Raw genomic sequence first — 18,383 nt, 5'->3', positions numbered from 1 at the left:
CACCCTTACGACGCTCGTCACCCGGGGCGCGAACCGCGGCTCTGGACGTGCGCGTGCGTAGGAAAGGCGATGGCCATATCATCACGGCCTGATAGAGCGGGAAGGCGATGAACAAGCATACCGCGCTCTCCGTCCTGGTCTTTGCGGGCGCTGCGTCGATCACGCGGTTCACCTTTCAGCACTTTGCGACGCGCTGGCAGATGATCCTCTTCTGGCTGGCCGCTGCGCTTTATCAATTCGTGGTACGCCCCGTTCGCCACGAAAGCATATCGGCCGTCAATTTCGCGCTTACCGGCGTGGCCGCGATGATGGCGATCTGGATGGTGCGGATCGTCACCGAAGGCCGCATCTGATCGCGGCGAAGCGATGGGCCGATCCTAACGCGTCGGGACCAGCTGCGCTGCTGCATCCAGCCGCTTCTGCCGGTTCCTCCGCTTCTTCAGGCGGCGACCGAAATAGAGCAGCAGCCCGGTCACGGTGAACATCGGCATCGACACGCTCGACACGAACAGGGCGATGCGGCCGGGGAGGCCGAAGAAGGCGCCGGTATGAAATGCGTGGAAGCTCGTCGTGATCGCCGACCCCGTCGGCCGGTCGGCATAGCGATCCGATTTGGTGAGCGCGCCCGTCTTCGCATTGAAATTGAGCTCGTCGGTCATGCGATCGAAGCGGGCATGAAGCGGCAGCACGCGCATGCGGATCGGCCCCTTGCCGGTCGGCATCAGGATCGCGATCCGCTCATAGCTCGCGCCGTCGCTCGCCATGACGGTGGCCCATGGCAAAGCGAGGCTCGGCAGCGGCGCATCCTTGGCTGCGGGCTCCTTTTTGGCGCCCTTCTCGGTCGTGCCGGTCAGCGCATAGCGCACGCCTTGCTGATACCAGTCGAACGACCACCACAGTCCGGTGAACGCGCTGAACAAATAGAGCAGGAACAGCCAGCCACCGATCACGCGGTGCAGGTTGCGGTACAGGGTCGCGCCGCCGCGGCGGAGATCGAGTACCAGCCATTCGCGCCATGCGAGCGGGCGGCGCGGCCAGCGCAGGTAGAGCCCCGATAGCGCGAAGAAGATCAGGCAGAGCGCGGTGATGCCCGTCAGCGATCGACCGATCCCGTTCGCATGGCCGGGCAGCGCCAGCCAGCGGTGCAGATTCTCGACCGTGTCGAAAAAGGCCTCGCCGGTGGCGGGACCGAGCAGCCTGCCGTCATGCGGATCGAGATAACTCGACGCGCTGCCGCTTTTCTTGCCGGCGGGCGCAAAGATGATCTTGGGGGCGCGCGTGGGATCGCGCTGCATGACGAGCTGCGTCACGCGCGCGCCGGGGCGCTGGCGCAGCGCCGCGGCGATCAGCGCGTCGGGAGCGAGCAGGGGGGCGTCACTCCTCGCGACCGTCACCACGCCTGGGCTGAGCGCGGTCATGATCTCGTCCTCGAACGCCATCGTCGCGCCGGTCAGGCCGATCAGCCCGAGCACCAGCCCCACGCTGATGCCCAGCCAGCCATGCAGTTTGAAGAGCGTCCGGTAGAGCATCACTTGGTCGCCACGGCCCAGTCGATCGCCGCGTCGAACAGCTTGAGTCCGCTGGCGGAGAGATTGGAGAAGCCGTCATTGCCGAGGAACAGCATCACCCGCCGCGCCGGCGCGAGCGTTTCGTAATCCATCGTCGCGCCGGTTTCGTAGCCGAAGATAGCGACCTTCTCGGGCTGGCCGTACAGGGTGGCGATGATCGTCGCGCCGAGGCCGGGCTTGCCCCAGCTCATCGGTGCCTGCTTGACGTAGACGTTGGCGATGCCGGCGGGCAGGCCGGCGGCCATCGGCTGCGGGGCATTGACGATCCAGAGGTAACGCTCCTTCTCGGCCTCGCCGAAGTCGACGTCGTGACGCTTGCCGGTCATCGCCAGATCGTCGAGGAAATCATTCTCCCACGTCACCAGCGGCACCTTGAGCTGGCGCCAGCCGGGTTGCACGTCCTTCGCCGAGACGGTCGAGGACAGCACGATCAGGTCGGCGCCCTTGGCACCCTCCGGATCGGCGGCCTGGTCCTCGATCTGGACCGTGAAGCCGCGTTCGGTCAGCCGGTCGCGCACCTTGGCGTCGCTGGCGAAATTGGGGCCGCCTTGCTGCACGACCAGGATGGCGGTGCGCGCGCGAGCTGCCGCCTGGGCGGGGGCCAGGCCGGCGAACGCCAGCGTCAGTGCGAGGACGTAGCGTAGAAAGGTCATATCAAAGTCCGAACGTGATGGTGAGCGAGACGCGGCGCGGATCGCCGATCGAGAGGAAATACTGGTTGATCGCCGACTGGTAATAGGTCTTGTCGAAGATGTTCTTCACGTTGAGCTGCATGCCGACCTTCTTGCCCGACACGGTCATGTCGTAGGTCAGGAACGCGTCGGCGGTGACGTAGCTGGCGAGGAAGAAGCTGTTCGCGGAATCGCCCGGGCGGCGCCCGATATAATGTGGCCCGCCGCCGACCCGCAGCCGATCGTCGCCTCTGATCGCGCCGAAATCGTAGACGGCCGAGAGCGAAGCCGTGTTGCGCGCGACGTTCGCCAGCTGGTTGCCCGCGAACAGCGGATCCTCGGTCGTCTTGGCAGCGGTGAACGCATAGCTGGCGATCGTGCTCAGCCGATCGGTGACCTGCCCGGCGACGTCCAGCTCGACGCCGCGCGAACGGGCGCGGCCCGAGGTGCGATAATCGGTCAGCTTGGTGACATCGTTGAACTGCGAGACGATCACGTTGCGCTTGTCGATGTCGTAGACCGCCAGCGTGCCGGTGATCCACTTCGCGATGTCCAGCTTCAGGCCACCCTCGAACGAGCGCCCCTTCTCGGGAGCGAAGGTTGAATTGAGCACCACGCCGGTGCCGAGCGGCGCGATCGTGGAGGCGGGCTTCAGCGAGCGGGTGTAGCTGGCGTAGAAGGACAGGAAGTCGAACGCCTTGTAGACCAGCCCGGCGCGCGGCAGCGCGAACGTGCCGGCGGTATCGGTATTGGCGACGAACGGCCGGCCGCGCCCCGCAAGCTGGGTGAAGTGCAGCACGCGGCCGCCGAGGACGGCGATCCAGCGATCGCTCAGGTGGATCGAATCCTGCGTGAACACCGAATAATCGTGGAGCTTGTCGGTCTGGTCGCTGTCGCTGGGCGAGACGGTCGAGGAGAATGGCTCGATGCCATAGACCGGGTTCAGATAGCTGAAGGTCGAACGCGTCGCCTGGCGGAGCAGATCGGCGCGATAGATCTTCCGATACTCGCCCTCGACACCCACCTGCAGATCGTGGCGCATGCCCAACAGGTCGACGTGGCCGTCGATATAGAATGTGCCGTAGGTGTCCGTGCTCAGCGCGCTGCGCGTCCCGTCGTCGCTGCGCATCAGCGTGCCGGTGGTCGTGTTCACGCCCGAGACGCGCAATTGCCCGGCGTCGTAGGTCTCGCGGTTGTAGCTGAGATTGAGATGCGCCGCCCAGCTGCCACCCAGCCGATGATCGACCGAAAGCTGGCCGAGATGGCTCTCGCCCGACATCTGATTATTGTAATCATCGAGCCGCTCGGTGCGTGGAATATTCAGCGGCTTCATCGTGCGCGGGTCGAGCGCGGTGCCGCGGTCGAACGGATACAGATAGCTACGATATTCGTACCAGCCGACGATCTGCGTGGTGGCGCCGTACCAGGCCAGCGAGGGTGCGACCAAGGTTTCGCGCCGCACGCCGAAATTGCGCCAATAATCCTCGTCGTCATAGTCGACGACGAGCCGATAGGCGAGGTCGCCGGCGATCGGCCCGGTTGCATCCGCCATCGCTTCCAACCCGAGCTTGCCGTGCGCATAGCCCGATCCGGTCATCGCGACGTTCAGCTGGCTGTCGAGCAGCGGCTTCTTGCTGACGATGTTGATGACGCCGCCCGGATCCATGATCCCGTACAGCAGCGACGACGGCCCCTTCAGCACCTCGACGCTCTCGGCCGCCGCGTTGAAGCCTCGCCCTTGGACCAGCGGCATGCCGTTGTGCATCACCGATCCGTCGCGATTGCCGCCGAAACCGCGCTTCAGGATCGTGTCCTGCGTGGATGCCAGCGTGTTGGCCTGCGTGATGCCGCTGACGTTGGCGAGCACGTCGTCGAGATAGCGCGGCCGCTGATCGCGGATGACCTGTGCGGGGACAACGTTCACGACCTGCGGGATGTCGAGCGGGTTCGCGGTGGTGCGCAATGTCGACGCGTCCGGCGTCGGCTTATAGCGGTCGTCGGCACCCTTGCCGACGGGCGCCGCGCGCGCGGTGACGACGATGTCGGGCGCAGCGTCGCCGTCGGCGGCATGGGCGGGCGCAACTGCGATCAGGCTCGTGCCCGAGAGCAGGAGGATGGAATAGGCGTTCAAGACTGGATCCTGCGGTGGGTTCCAGCGGCCTATAGCTATCGACAATCAGTCGCAACAAGAGCGAGCTGATAGCGGAAACATTAAATTTCCCCAATCTGGATTGCGCGCATCGGCGGGTTTTCACCCAAAGCCATGATATCGTTCGGCTTGCGCGATTTCGCCCGATGGTCGGCACCGGCGGCGCGTCGATGTTATCCGAGGTGATGGCACGGCCGTGCATGCGCGGTACGATACCGCTTCGCGCGCCATCGCCCATGAAGGTGATAAACGACTCGCCTGCGCGGCGAGTATGTTGACCGCTCGCGCGATGGGCTAAGGCGGGGACAGCGCTTCGTGTCGGCGCCGCCGCATGCTTGGCGCTCAGGTCGCGCGCGACAGACGTCTATCGCGTTTGCGAAGTTCTACTTCGCGACCAAAAGCCGCGTGTGTTCTTGCGGGGCGGGGCAGGACGACCGGGCCGAGACAGCCCGATCACCCTGCCCGAATGGCGTCAGGCTGCCGGCTGCACCGCAACCAGGTGGAACGTGCCCGGGATCGGCGCGCCGCGCTTGGCGCCGGGCGCTGGCGTGCCGAGCTTGGCCGTCGGCAGATAGACGGTGCCATCACGCGGATCGAGCGTGCCGGTCCGGGCGTAAGGCTCGGTCTTGATCGAGCCGGTCACGTGCGCGCCGTGCGCGCCGTCGAGCGCGATCACCGTCAGGTCGCCGCTCTTGCCGCAGGGAATGTAAGCGTGCCGCCGCGCGGCATCGAGGATCACCGCGTCCGGGCCCATCCCGATGTCGAGCAAACCGGTGAGCTTGCGGGTGCGGGCGTCGACCACGGCGGCCTTGCCGTTCGCGCAGGCGGCGATGAGCGTCATGGTCTTTCCATCGTAGGCGAGCCCGCTCGGCGCGTCGCAGCCGGTGAGGGCGATCGGCGCGGCTGCCTTCATCGCCTTGGTGTCGACGACTTCCATCTCGTTGGCGTCTTCGTCATTGATGAACAGCGTGCCGTTGGCCGCCAGCGCGCCAAACTCCAGACCGGGCTTCAGCGCGATCGTGTTGACCACCTTGTTGGCATGCAGGTCGATCACCGAGACGCTGCCGCTCTTGGCGTTCATCACGTAAGCGCGGTGCGTCGCCGCGTCGATCGCGGCCGCGTCCGGATCCTTGCCGACGTCGAGCCGGGCGACGTCGTGGCCGTCGGCCGTGTCCATGATGCGGACGCTGTCGTCGTCGCCGCTCGTCACGAGCAGATGCGCAGTGCCGGGGATCGGCAGGACGCCGTGGCCGTGCACGATCGTACCCAGCGTCCGCGGCGCGGCCTTGCCCGAAAGATCGAACATGGTGATCGAGGTCGAGCGGGCGACATACAGGCGATGAGCCGCGGCATCGACGCTGGCATAATCCCATGCGCCACCGTCGGGCCCGGGCAGCGCGCGCGGTGCCGGGGCGGCAGCGACGCTCAAAAGGGCAAGCGAGGCAAAGGCGATGCGCATGGAAACGACTCCTGAAAGAGGCAGGTTCACTGCGCGAAGACCCTCGCCGAAGCCATAGAAACAGGTCAGATTGGGAAAACTTAATCTGTCGAGGGCGGCGCAACCATGTGAACTCGAAAGCTGCGAGAGTTTATAAGCTCGTTTCTTCATTGGCGACTGGAGCGCATGATGAATGCGATCGTCACTCTTTAAGCAGTCTGTAAAACGACTGAATAAACTTGCGATTTGCTCCTCTCGGCATTTGGATGCCGTAGGACTTTGGCCGCGCGGGGCGCGCCGTTGCCCCGGATCAGAACGTAACGCTTCTGCGCAGGGCGCCCGCGCCGGGCTGCGGGAAATGGCAATCTGTGCCGTCTCGGCTCGCCGTGTTGTTCCACGGTGCGCACCGCCGGCGGTTGCCCCCAAGGTCGCCGGCGGGCGCTTCACGATATTTCTCGTGCGATGCCCGACCGTCGTGCGCCACTAGTGACACTGCCGATGCGGGTTTGGCGTGGTCCCGCCGTCCTGCGCGCATGCGGATCGACCAGACACTTTCTGCCCGGCCAGCGCGAGGCGGCGATGCGGTGGAGTGAACTGCCGTGCGATGTCGGCTCGGCACGTCCGGGGCACGATATTCGCCAGAGCCCGGCGGCGGCCCGGATCACGATCGTGCTCCACGACTTTTCCGCAGGTGGCACCGAGCATGTCGCACTCCGGCTGGCCGATGCCTGGTCTGCGTCGGGGCGGGACGTCACCTTGTTCTGCGGCACCGAGGGCGGGCAGCTTCGCGACCTCGTTGCGCCGGGCGTCGCGGTCGTCCGTGCCTCGAGGGAATGCGTGCGCGGCCCGCGCTCGCGCGCGCGGCTCGGGGCGGCGCTGGCCGATTTCCTGAAGCTGAGCCCACAGGACGTCGTGTTCGCGCCGGGGAATTTCCATCTGCCGGTCCTCGCCCGGTGCGCGCAACTCGGCACGTCGGGCGCCACCACGATCTGCAAACTCAGCAACCCTGTAACCAGTCGATCCTCCAACCCGGCCATCACGACTGCACACAATTTCATTTTGCGGCAGATGGCCGCGTGGATCGATGCCTTCGTCGCGATGAGCCCCGCGCTTCGGGATGCGGCGCGCGATGCGTTGGGCCGGCCGGATACCGCGATGGCCTGGGAACCGATCCTCGCGGACGCGCTCCCGATCAGACGGCCGGCGCCCTCAGGTCGACCGCTCGTCCTCGTGATCGGCCGGCTGGAGCGGCAGAAGAATATCGAATTGGCGCTGGATGCATTCGCGTGTTCCAGAGCCGCCAATGATGCCGATCTGCTTCTGCTGGGCGAAGGACGGCTGCGTGCGCGGCTCGCGCGCCGGGCGAAGAAGCTGGGTATTGCGGATCGGGTCATCATGCCCGGTTACCGCAATGCCGTGCAGGCCGATCTCGCCCGCGCATCCGCTCTGCTCCTGACCTCCCATTTCGAAGGCTATCCGGCCGTATTGGTGGAGGCGATCGCGGCCGGCGTGCCGGTGATCACCACGCCATGCTCCCCCGCCATCAGCGAGATCGTCGGCGATTATCCCTCGAGCATCATCGTGCCGCCGGATGTCGGCCTCGTCGCCGCCGCGATCGATGCCACGCTCGCGGGCGGAAGGTCGGCGAGCGACGCGGCGCCCGGTCGCCTGCATGCACGCCATCGGATCGGCGCAGCGGCAGCAGGCTATCTCATGGTTTTCGACGCGGTGCGTCGGCGTAGTCAGCGCTCGATCGGCGTGGAGGGTCCCAGCTGGACACCCCGCTCTTTTGCCGTCCCCGATCTCTCCTCAGCCAGCATCGGAGGCTGAACCGTGCACGTGCTTCGCAAATCCGTTCCGCATGCGGCTCCGCCGATCTTGCCGGCGCATCCGTCGACACGGACGCGCTTTGCAGGCAGCCCCACGCGGCGCTCGGAAGGGTCGATGCCGTGCACCTGCTGGTACGTCGTCGCGCGCATATTGATGTGGGCGACCCGCAACGAGCGGGGCAGCTAATGGCGGCCACTCTTCAACCTGTTTGCGGGAATGGAGCCGCGGCGGTAGGATCGTCGCGTCTCCAACACCCGGGCGAAGCGATGACGCAAGGCGGCATGCAGGCCGTGTTCATGGAGAATCAGGCGGTCCTTCTTCGTTTTCTGCGTGCGCGGGGGGCAGGGGGCGAAGCCGAAGACGTCTTGCAGGACATGTGGCTGAAGCTTGGTGTGGTGGATGCGGGGCCGATCAGCGAGCCTTTGTCCTACCTCTATCGCATGGCCGACAACCAGTTGCTCGACCGCCACCGGGCGCGAACGCGCCGGGCGCGGCGCGAATCCGAATGGGGTGAAAGCATGCAGGTGCAGGCGCCATCGCCCGAACAGGCGCTGGATGCCCGCGAGAAGCTGATTGCCGCAGAGCAGGCGCTGACCGATCTGGGCGAGCGCACCCATTCCATCCTGACGCGCTATCGCGTCGACGGCGTGAGCCAGAAAGAAATTGCGCGTGAACTGGGCGTCAGCCTGAGCCTGGTGGAGAAGCATTTGCAGCGCGCATATCGCGCGCTGGTTGCGGTACGCCGTCGCGTCCAGGGCGAGACGATCGAGGGGGCCGGCAGCACATTGCCGGACAAGGCCGATGCTGGCAGCTGACGATCGCACCGAGCGCGAGGCAATCGCATGGCGGCTGCGCGTACCCACGCTCGACGCGCAGGGATGGGCCAGTTTTACGACGTGGCTGGAAGCCGACCCGGCCCATTCGCCAGTATACGACTTGGTCGTGCGGGCCGAGGAGGATGCCGATCGCGCTTTGCACGCGCGGCGCGTCGAACAGAAGATTGACCACGCGGCGCTGCTCGTCGACGACACGACGCCGCAGGCGCGGCGTGGGGCCGGTCGAGCATGGATGGCCGCGGCGGCGGCGATGGTCGCTGTCCTTGGGGGAGTGTGGGGCGTGCATGGCTGGCAGTCGGCGCCGTCCGATCGGCTCATCGTCACTGCGCCGGGCGAGACGCGTGCATTGCGTCTGGCCGACGGCACCCTGGTCAGCATGAATGGGGACAGCCGTATCCGCATCGCGTCGGGCGACCAGCGACGCGTGCAGCTGGAACAGGGAGAAGCGGCATTCAGCGTGGTCCATCATGCCGATCGGCCGTTCGAGGTCGTGGTGGGCGCGACGATCTTGCGCGATGTCGGGACCGCCTTCGACGTATCGCGTCGTCTGGACGGCCTGGATGTGGCCGTCGCCGAGGGATCGGTCGCCTACGATCCGGCGGGCCGAAACGTCCTGCTGGTGGCCGGGCAGGCGGCGCGAACCGGGGCAAGCCCGGGTACGCTGGAGGTCTACGATGTCGATCGCACCAAGGTGGGTTCGTGGAAGTCGGGCCGCCTCAGTTACCACAGCGCGCCGCTCGCCTGGGTCGCGATTGACATTGGGCGTGCGCTGGGCAAGCGCGTAACGGTCGATCCCGATCTTGCCCAGCGACGGTTCAGCGGCACGATCGTCGTGGCGAAGCAGGGCGACGTCATGCGAAACCGGCTGGAGGGGTTGTTGGACGTCACGATCAGTTCCTCACCCGGCGAATGGCAGTTGAAACCGCCCGCACGTGCGGTCCACTGAGCGGGCCTTCGTCGCGGCGCTGCTGGCGGCGGGAACGAACGGTTACGGGTTGGCGGCGAGCGCGCGGCCATGGATTCCCGCAGGCAGTCTGGGCGAGGCATTGGCGATGCTTGGCGGCAGTGCGGGCATAAGCGTGGGGGTTTCGGATCCCTCGCTCGCGCGGCAGCGTGTCCCCGGCCTCGCCGGACCGATCGCACCGGAAGCAGCCATCCGGCGGCTGATCAAGGGTCTGGATGCCTGCCTGCGCCGGATTGACGCGCAAACCTATCGGGTCGAGCCTTGTCTACGTCGCGGCAGGCCGCTGCCGCCGCCGCCGCCGGTGCCGGTGCCGGATGTGCCCAGCGCGATCATCGTCACCGCGAGCAAACGCCAGACCCCCGCAACCGATTATGCTGGAACCGCCCTGATCATCGTGGGTGACGATCTGGCCCCGGGAAGGAGCGCGCGCGGCAGCGCGGGCATCGTCGCGCGGCTGCCGACGCTGGCGTCGACCAATCTCGGGCCGGGGCGCAACAAGCTGTTCATCCGCGGCGTCGCCGATTCCAGCTTCAACGGGCCGACGCAGGCGACCGTGGGCCAATATCTCGGCGACATCCGTCTTAATTACAACGCCCCCGATCCCGACCTGACCCTCTACGACGTCGCGCAGGTCGAGGTATTGGAGGGGCCGCAAGGCACGCTCTACGGCGCCGGGTCGCTGGGCGGCATCTTTCGGATCGTACCGGAGGCGGTCGATCTCGACCACGCCCATGGCAGTTTCGCGGCTGGCTTTTCCGACACCTACAAGGGAGCGGATGGCAGCGATGCGGCGGGCATGCTCAATCTGCCCATCATCGATGGCCGGGTCGCGGTCCGCGGCGTCGCCTACCGATCGGTGGACGGCGGCTATATCGACGACGTCGGGCGCGGGTTGCGGGACGTCAACCGCACGAGGACGATCGGCGGCCGAGTGGCCTTGAAGGGGGAGTTGGGCGACGGCTGGGTGCTTACCTTGTCCGGCACCCTGCAGAACATCGACAGCGCCGACGGCCAATATGCCGAACGCAACCTCCCGCGGCTGGAGCGGCGCAGCGCGGTCGCGCAGCCGTTCGATAATGATTACGCGCTCGGCGGGATCACGCTGACCAAAAGCTGGGGCAATACGCGCCTGGTCTCGACGGCCAGCGTGATCCGGCACGACGTCGGCTCCTCGTACGATTTCACGCCTGTCGGCGGCTCGCCGACCCTGTTCGGCCAGACCAACGCCATCCTCCTCTACTCGAACGAGACGCGCCTTTCGCACGAAGGGACCGGCGGTCGCGGCTGGCTGATCGGCTCGAGCCTGGTGGTGGACGAAGAGCGGCTGACCCGTACGCTGGGCCCGGTCGACGCCCCCACCCGGATCGAGGGCGTGCGCAACACGATCGCCGATGCCGCCCTGTTCGGCGAGGTGACGCAGCCGGTGGCGCGCCGGTTGATCGTGACGGCGGGCGCGCGCGTCAGCCTCACCGTTCTGGACGGCCAAGCGCTGGACCAGCCCGGCGAGCCATCGGAGCCGAGCCGCCACCAGGTCCGCATCCTGCCGTCCGCAGGGCTGGTATGGCGCCTCGGGACGCACGGGACGACATTGTTTGCTCGGGTCGAGCAGGGATTCCGCCCCGGTGGGCTGGAGGTGAGCGGCGATCCGTCATCGCAGAGCGTCCAGCGCTTCCACGGCGATCTCATCACGACATGGCAGGGTGGCGTGCGCGCAGGGCGGGAGGCGCTCGGCCACGTCAGCGCATCGGCCAGCCTGTCCTATTCGGCGTGGAACAACATCCAGGCCGATCTCGTGGGCACGACCGGGCTACCCTATTCCAGCAATATCGGCGACGGCCGCATCCTCGGGGCCGAGGGCAGGGTCGGGTGGCGACCTCTCGAGGGCGTCGATCTGCAGGCCAGCATCTTCCTCAACGATAGCGAGCTGACCCACCCCGCGCCGGCATTCGTGGGATCGGACGCGTCGCAACTGCCCAACATTCCCGCGATCGGCGGTCGCATTGCGGCGACCTATTCGCGCCGGTTGACCGAACGGTGGCGTGTGTCGACCGGTCTTGCCGCGCGCTATGTGGGCCAGTCGCGCCTCGGCGTCGGGCCGCTGCTCAACATCCCGCAGGGCAATTATCTGGATGCGAGCGCCGATCTCCGGATCGGGACCGAACGGCTCGGCTTCGATCTCAGCGTCGCGAACCTGACCGACACCACCGCGAACACCTTTTCGCTGGGCGATCCGTTCCGGGTGGCCGATCGCCTGCAAACCACGCCCGTTCGTCCGCGCACCGTCCGCTTCGGGATCGACGCGCGCTTCTAGCACCGGCGTTGCCGTAGCCCGGAGCGCAGCAAGCGCGCTCCGGACTACGGTCGATTTCCTAGAGGTGAACCTTGACGCCGCCTTCGATCGTGACATCGTAGAATTCACGCTGGATCGGCCGGTTCGATGACCCCTCGTAGAAGCGCAACGGCGCGTTGGTGAGGTTCTTGACGTTGGCGTACAGCTCGACCCGCTTGGTCAGCTGATAGCTGCCCGTGAGGTCCAGCGTGAACCGCTTGTCCTGGAAGATGTCGGTCGCGCGATTGGCGCCGATGCCGAACAGCACCGCCGACTCATACTGGCCCGACAGGCGCAGCTTGGCGCGTTCGCGCTCGTAGAAGACCGCCGCGTTGCCGGTATATTTGAACGTGCCCGGCAGCGTGACATGCTCGCCGCCACGGACGGCGGCCGACGAGGTGACATAGGTGAAGTTGCTGTCGACGCCGAGGCCGGACAGCAATCCGGGCAGGCCGGCGAAGCGGTTGACGAATGCCGCCTCTATACCCCGGGCATGCGCGCCGGAGATGTTCTGGTAGCTGTCGACCGTGAAGATGCCGGTGAAGCCCGGATAGCTGCCGCGGGTGGTGCGGGCGACGATGTAGTTGCTGAACTCCTTGTCGAAGAAGCCGAGCGACACGATGCCGTTGCCGGGAAGGTAATATTCCAGCGACGCGTCGAAATTCTGGCCCGTTGTCGGCTTGAGCGCAGGATTGCCGATCGCCACCGCCTGGTTGCCGACGTCGACGTTGGCCGACTGGATCGTCTGGTAGAAGCCCGGCCGGGCGATGCCGGTCGAGTAGGTCGCGCGGCCGACCAATTTCGGCGCGATCTGGTAGCGCAGCTGCACCGTCGGGAAGACATTGGTGTAGGTGTGATGCTGCGATTGCGGCGTGAGCAGGGTTGAGCCGTCGGCCTGCGTCGTCGTCGCGATGCCGCGATACGTCACCGACGTATGCTCGACGCGCACGCCGGCAAGAACGCCCAGCGCCCCGAAGGTGCCGTCATATTGCGCATAACCGGCGGAGACGTCCTCATTGTCGTCGAAGCTGCCGCCGGCATTGAGGACCGGGCTGCCGGTCGCGCCCTGCAGGAACAGGCCGCGCAGCGCGTCGCCGGCGAGCCCCGAACCGATCATGTAATGGCCGTCATAATAAGTGTAGGGCCCACCGCTTTGCAGCCCGGTCAGGCTGTTGCCGGTCGCGTCCGAACTCCAGCCATAGGGATTGGCGGTCTTGTGGCGGTAACGCAGTTTGCCGCCGATCTTGATCTCGTCGCCCGCGGTCAGGCCGGGCGAAGCGCTCAGGTTGGCTGCATAGGACCATTCCTGATCGCGATCATGCTCGGGCTGGTTGACGATATTGTCGAGTGCGTAATTGGCGGAATTGGTGATGCTGCCGCCCGATACCACCGAATAGCTTGGGTAATTGGGATTGGTGGTGTTGTCATAGGCGACGGTCAGCCCGGTCGGCCCGGCGAAGGTGCTGTTATAGTCGTAATGCTTGTCATAGGTCGCGCGCGAATAGGCGCCGAACCAGTCGAGCTTGAAGATGCCGAGATGATGCTCGCCGCCGATCTGGAACACCGTGTTGCGGTGCGTCTCGTCATAATCGCGCAGCGTCTTCGTGGCTGACACGCCGGTCGCGATCAGCCCGTTGGCATTGGCGGGATCGACCGTCACCGCATCGCCGAGACCGCTGAGGACGAGGCGGTTGCGATAGGCATGCTCGTTATAGCCGGCGATGCTGACGCGGGCATAGATGCGGTTGTTGGCGTTCGGCGTGAGGTCGAACTCGCCGCTATAGCCGAAGCGGCGGCGGTGATAGTCGTAGCGGCGCAGCTCGAGCGCATCGAAGGCCTTGTCCGGCACGCCGTTGGCCTGATCGTCCTTGTAGGCAGCCTCGACGTCGTCGACCGCGCGGCGATCATTGTAGAGGAACTGCGTCACCACGAAGGAGAACAAGGCGTTGCCGTCGACGTTATGCCCGACCGGCGCGCCCAGCACGACTTCGTCGCGATAGAGGGCGGACGAATGGAGCGGCTCGTACCCACCGCCGAGCGTGATGTCGGCGAAGGGCTTCTTGAGACCGATGGCGGTGCGCGGCGTGAGCTCGATCGAGCCGCCGAGGCCCTCGGCCTCATGATCGGGCAGGCCGGTCTTGATCACGGAGATACGGTCGATCGCGCCGATCGGCACGGTATCGAACTCCACCGCGCGGCCCGATCCGTTGAAGTAGGTTCCACCCGGCTGGGTGTTGAGCAGCACCACGCCGCCGAGGGTCGCGCCGTTCAGATTGCCGTCGAGGCCGCGGATATTGACGAAGCGCCCTTCGCCGGTGTCGATCGAGAGCGCGACGCCGGGCACGCGGCCCAAGGCTTCCGCCGCGTTGACGTCGGGATATTTGGCGATCGTCTCGGCCGGCTGGATGTTGACGAGATTGGGCGCGGCGGCCTGCTCCTGACGGGCAGTCGCTTCGAGACGGCCGGTGATCACGATCGTGCCACCATTATTCGCGGCCGTGTTGTCGATCGATTGCGGCGCAGTCTGGGCCGAGACCCCGACTGGAATCGCTGCCGTCGTGCACAACAGAAGATAGAATGCTTTCACGTTGGTTCCGCCCTTTATTGATGTTGGGCGGATGCGATTGTCGTGTGACACTTTGGCGTCGAAGTTACATCTTACAAAGACATTGGGAGAAATTAATGATTCAAATTATTGCGGGTTAAGAGATGCTCTGACGTCTTGCGTCTGACCGGGTTTAACCTGTGCGTTTTTCTTGGCCAAAAATGCCCCTGGCCGATCCAGAGCAGGGCGGTGGCAGCGAATTGATGTCCTACGAGCACCCGCGTGAGGGTGCAGCCGGGCGGCCGATCGGCAGCAATCCCGCAACGGGCGACAGCAGGACGCCGAACTTTCCCTTCAGGCCGACCGCTTTGGCCTTGGGGCTGGGGAGCAGGGTCACGCTGGGCTTGGTCCACGGACCCGAAATCCGGAACGGTGCCGTGACCTGAAAGAGGCGTCGGTGGGCCGGATGGCCGATGAAATAGGCGCAGAAGCGTTCGGTGCCGAGGTCGACCGTGGCATCGCCCGATGCCGAGCCGGCGGACGATTGTGCTGTCAGGGCAGTGCTTGCAAAATGTCCGTTGCGGCCGGTGAAACCGTCGCCCGTGATGCTGGCGTCGGTCACGCTCTTCCCGCCGCCGATGCTCGATGCCGCGGCGCGCAGCAGATCGCCGCCGATCATCCAGCCGGCGGCCTTGGGCAGCGAAAGCGAGGAGACGCGCAATCGCGCCGATCCACGCGCGCCGGCGGCGGCGGCGTGGAAGGATTGGCCCGCCCCGGCGATCGCGAATTGCCCGTCCACCTGTCCCGTCTGGCCGGCGCCCCCCGGCAGCTGTGCAAGACGAAGACCGGCGAACCGCATCGCGATCCGGGTTTCAGGAACCGCCGGGCGGGCGTCGATCCGCCCATCTCCGACGACCGTGCCGCCCGCCAGCGCCGCGTGGAACGTCGGCATGTTCAAAAGGCCGTGGTCGAGATCCAGCCGCGTCGTCACGTTGCGCAACTGGAGCGGATAGCCGGTGAGAACGCCGACGCTGATGTCGAAATCGAGATCGGTGGCGCGCAGGCGGGCTACCCCGAGTGGTGCATCGCTGATGATGTAGTGGCTCGGCGGCCCGGCCGCGACTGCGCCCGATCCGTCGCGCGCCTGCGCGTGCGAGGGGGGCGTCGCCAGCATCGCATCGACGTCGGCGTGATCGAGACGATCCGCATGCAGCTTCGCGCGGATTTCCCGACGGGGATCGCGGTGGTTGGACCAGATCTTGCCGGTGACGTGGCTCTTGCCCGACGACACGTCGATCCGGCCCACCCGCATGATCCCGCTGCCCGACGTGACGATCGCGCTCATGCGGAACGGCGCCGTGTTCGGCGTGATCAGATGGAACAGGTAGCCGATGTCGGCGAGGTTCGGACCGGTCGCGCGCACCGCCAGGCGGTAGGCCGAGAGATCGAAGGGCTGGACGCTCCTGCCATGCACGTCGACGCGCGTATGGCCGTCGATCAGCCAGCCCGCAAAGGGGTAGGGCGGCCCCACCGCTTCGCCATGCAGCGGGCCGCCGACCATGCCGACCGACACGGGCGCGCCGATATACATGCCGGCACCCCGGAAACGGAATGCAGCCTCGCCGCTTCCGATCGCGAACGGGCCGGCGACATCGAGATTTCGCGCGATGTCGTGAAATCGCAATTGGCCATTGGACAGCTGGAAATCCCTGACGCCGGCCAAAGGGGCGAAGGCCGGCCCCTTCTGTCGGTGAGCGGTCGACGTCCAGTTGTTCCGGTTTGGGCCGTAGCGGATCAGCGACAACGACACGCCGTCGAGCTTGAGGGTATCGATCCCGAGTGATCCGGCCCAGAACCGGATGGGCCTCAACGTCGCGACAAGGCGGCGGACACGCGCGAGATCACCACGGGCAAAGCCGGGTGGATTGGCGACCTGCAGGTCGTCGATCTCGACCCATTGGTTTCTGCTCAGCAGATGGACGTGGAGCCCACCGATCCGGATCGCTCTCCCCGAGAGCCGCGATGCCAGACGTTCGACCGGGCCGTCGAGCAATCCCCGATCCAAAGCGAAGGCCGTGGCAAGCAAGGCGACCGCGATCGTCGTGAGCAGCCCGACCAGCGCCGATACGATGATGCGCATGCGCGATCGTGCGGCGCGCCGCTCGGGTCTGATCTCGGAAGATGAATGCGGTTCGCCACCGCAGGGTCGATCACCGCCGCGCTCGAGCATGAACTATCGTGGTCCTACGGTATGGGCGCGATGAACGGGGATGGGTTGCTCCGTGGTTGCTTGCATAACCCCCCAGACGGCGTCAGTGCCGCCCACCCGTCCCAATCGCGTCAATTAAAGTTAACCGCTGCACCGGAGCCGACGCGCTACGATCGCCGACAGCGGCCGGCCGCTGCCGGCGACGGCGTGCATTTGCGTGGCGATGGATCATCCGTGCTGGTGCGACTATGATCGCGTGAACGATCGGGCAGCAGTCGAGATAATCGGCGCTGTCCCGACCTTTTGCGAAGGGGAGCTGATGAAGGCGCGGTCGAGCTTGTGGCTGTTGTGCAATATCGCGACCTCAGCCTGGGCGGCGCCGGTCGTGACCATCGCGCAGGGGCAATTGATCGGTAGCGACATCAGCGGCGTCGCCGCATTCAAAGCGATCCCGTACGCCGCGCCGCCCGAAGGCGCCTTGCGCTGGCGGCCGCCGGCGCAGCCGCATCGCTGGGCGGGCGCGCGGCAGGCGACGGCGTTCGGTTCGGTCTGTCCGCAGGCACCGGTGAGCTGGGCCGGGCATGATCTGGACCGTACGAGCGAAGACTGCCTGACGCTCAACATCTGGACGCCACGGCCGAATGGCGGAGCACGCCTGCCCGTGATGGTGTGGTTCCACGGGGGCGCCTACACGGCGGGTGCCGGCTCGCAGAGCACTTATGAGGGATCCCATCTGGCGCGGCACGGGGTCGTGATCGTGACCGCCAACTATCGGCTGGGCGTGCTCGGCTATCTGGCGCACCCGGCGCTGACCAGAGAATCGCCGCTGGGCACGTCCGGCAATTACGGCCTGCTCGACCAGATCGCAGCGCTGCGATGGGTGCGGTCAAACATCGCCCGCTTCGGCGGCAATCCGCGCAACGTGACGATCTTCGGCCAATCGGCGGGTGGCGGATCGGCGATGCTGATCACCGTCGCGCCACGGGCGCGCGGCCTGTTCCAGAAAGCGATCTTCGAAAGCGGCGCGGCACTCGGCCTTCCGGGCACGCAAGCGGGCGCGATCGGGCTGACGGAGGCGCAGGCGGCCGGGGCGGCGCTCGCCCAAAAGCTCGGGGCCGCCACGCTCGCCCAGCTGCGCGCTTTGCCGATGGCCGCTTTGGTCGCCCCGGACATGCCGAGGATCAGCACCAGCCCGATTGCCGACGGCAAGATCGTGCCGATGGACATCACCGCGGCGTATCGCGGTCGTGCCGATGCGGGCGTGCCGGTCCTGCTCGGGTGGAACAGCAACGAGGCTGCGCGCTTCGTCGATCATGTCACGCTCGCAAGCTATACCGGCAGCGCGCGCGACGAATTTGGGGCGGCCGCCCCCGGCCTGCTCCAGCTCTACCCAGCGCGGAGCGATGACGAAGCCGCTCGCGTTGCGCCGGACCTCATGAGCGATACGGAGTTCGGCTGGCGCAGCTGGAGCATCGCCGAGGCGCGATCGCGCGCGGGGACGGCGCCGTTGTTCCTTTATCAGTTCGACAATCCGCCGCCCGGTCCGAACGGCAAGCGCACCGATGGGGCGATCCATTCCGACGAACTCGGCTATGTGTGGGGCAATAACGACCCCCAAGGACGGTGGCCCGCGGCGGACAAGGCGCTTGCGCGGATAATGCAGGATTATTGGGTCAATTTCGCACGGACGGGCAATCCGAACGGCGCCGGGCTGCCACGCTGGACGCCTTATGCCGACAGGCGAACCGCACTCTGGCTGCGAGGGGACCGGATGGCGAGTGCGCCGCCGCTGCGTGCGGAGAGGCTGGTCCGGATTGACACGCTCCTCGGCGGAAAATGAATGC

Annotated in this window: 12 protein-coding genes; 6 read left to right on the top strand and 6 right to left on the bottom strand. The window is 66.3% G+C overall.

The window, feature by feature from the left end; genetic code table 11:
* Positions 1-107 precede the first annotated feature (107 nt).
* The gene (locus tag K8P63_RS10490) at positions 108-353 is read left to right on the top strand and encodes a hypothetical protein (protein WP_223795982.1); all 246 of its coding nucleotides are present in this window, start codon (positions 108-110) and stop codon (positions 351-353) included.
* A 24-nt stretch (positions 354-377) separates the two neighbouring features.
* Here the strand turns inward: K8P63_RS10490 and K8P63_RS10485 are convergent, their stop codons facing one another.
* From K8P63_RS10485 to K8P63_RS10470, 4 genes are all read right to left on the bottom strand, one after another.
* On the bottom strand, positions 378-1,529 hold the full coding sequence (locus K8P63_RS10485) for a PepSY-associated TM helix domain-containing protein (RefSeq protein ID WP_223795981.1): 1,152 nt from the start codon (positions 1,527-1,529) through the stop codon (positions 378-380).
* Entirely contained in the window at positions 1,529-2,221 is a 693-nt protein-coding gene (locus tag K8P63_RS10480; protein WP_223795980.1) for a hypothetical protein, read from the bottom strand. The genes K8P63_RS10485 and K8P63_RS10480 overlap by 1 nt, the downstream gene beginning before the upstream one ends.
* 1 nt (position 2,222) lies before the next feature.
* Positions 2,223-4,370, bottom strand: coding sequence for a TonB-dependent siderophore receptor (locus K8P63_RS10475; protein ID WP_223795979.1), 2,148 nt, complete (start codon positions 4,368-4,370; stop codon positions 2,223-2,225).
* Between the two features lie 490 nt (positions 4,371-4,860).
* Positions 4,861-6,273 carry a YncE family protein gene (locus K8P63_RS10470; protein ID WP_223795978.1) on the bottom strand — a complete coding sequence of 471 codons (1,413 nt, stop codon included), beginning with the start codon at positions 6,271-6,273 and terminating at the stop codon, positions 4,861-4,863.
* A 15-nt stretch (positions 6,274-6,288) separates the two neighbouring features.
* Here K8P63_RS10470 and K8P63_RS10465 point away from each other — a divergent pair, with 15 nt between their 5' ends.
* From K8P63_RS10465 to K8P63_RS10450, 4 genes are all read left to right on the top strand, one after another.
* Positions 6,289-7,656 carry a glycosyltransferase gene (locus K8P63_RS10465; protein WP_317629372.1) on the top strand — a complete coding sequence of 456 codons (1,368 nt, stop codon included), beginning with the start codon at positions 6,289-6,291 and terminating at the stop codon, positions 7,654-7,656.
* 266 nt (positions 7,657-7,922) lie between these two features.
* Positions 7,923-8,471: an RNA polymerase sigma factor gene (locus K8P63_RS10460; protein ID WP_223795977.1), complete on the top strand. Its 549-nt coding sequence runs from the start codon at positions 7,923-7,925 to the stop codon at positions 8,469-8,471.
* Entirely contained in the window at positions 8,458-9,438 is a 981-nt protein-coding gene (locus tag K8P63_RS10455; RefSeq protein WP_223795976.1) for a FecR family protein, read from the top strand. The genes K8P63_RS10460 and K8P63_RS10455 overlap by 14 nt, the downstream gene beginning before the upstream one ends.
* Positions 9,425-11,767 (top strand): TonB-dependent receptor, encoded by a 2,343-nt coding sequence (locus K8P63_RS10450; protein ID WP_223795975.1) that lies wholly within the window; start codon positions 9,425-9,427, stop codon positions 11,765-11,767. The genes K8P63_RS10455 and K8P63_RS10450 overlap by 14 nt, the downstream gene beginning before the upstream one ends.
* 58 nt (positions 11,768-11,825) lie before the next feature.
* Here the strand turns inward: K8P63_RS10450 and K8P63_RS10445 are convergent, their stop codons facing one another.
* Both K8P63_RS10445 and K8P63_RS10440 read right to left on the bottom strand, forming a co-directional pair.
* The gene (locus tag K8P63_RS10445) at positions 11,826-14,372 is read right to left on the bottom strand and encodes a TonB-dependent receptor (RefSeq protein ID WP_223795974.1); all 2,547 of its coding nucleotides are present in this window, start codon (positions 14,370-14,372) and stop codon (positions 11,826-11,828) included.
* 226 nt (positions 14,373-14,598) lie between these two features.
* Positions 14,599-16,470 (bottom strand): AsmA family protein, encoded by a 1,872-nt coding sequence (locus K8P63_RS10440; RefSeq protein ID WP_223795973.1) that lies wholly within the window; start codon positions 16,468-16,470, stop codon positions 14,599-14,601.
* Positions 16,471-16,858: 388 nt separating this feature from the next.
* Between K8P63_RS10440 and K8P63_RS10435 the strand changes: the two genes are divergently transcribed.
* Positions 16,859-18,379: a carboxylesterase/lipase family protein gene (locus K8P63_RS10435; RefSeq protein ID WP_223795972.1), complete on the top strand. Its 1,521-nt coding sequence runs from the start codon at positions 16,859-16,861 to the stop codon at positions 18,377-18,379.
* Positions 18,380-18,383: the final 4 nt, after the last annotated feature.

It is taken from the genome of Sphingomonas nostoxanthinifaciens (assembly GCF_019930585.1).
In the GTDB taxonomy this organism is placed as follows: domain Bacteria; phylum Pseudomonadota; class Alphaproteobacteria; order Sphingomonadales; family Sphingomonadaceae; genus Sphingomonas_I; species Sphingomonas_I nostoxanthinifaciens.
The sequence above is the reverse complement of the archived record's forward strand: the minus strand, read 5'-3'. Positions and strand labels throughout refer to the sequence as shown.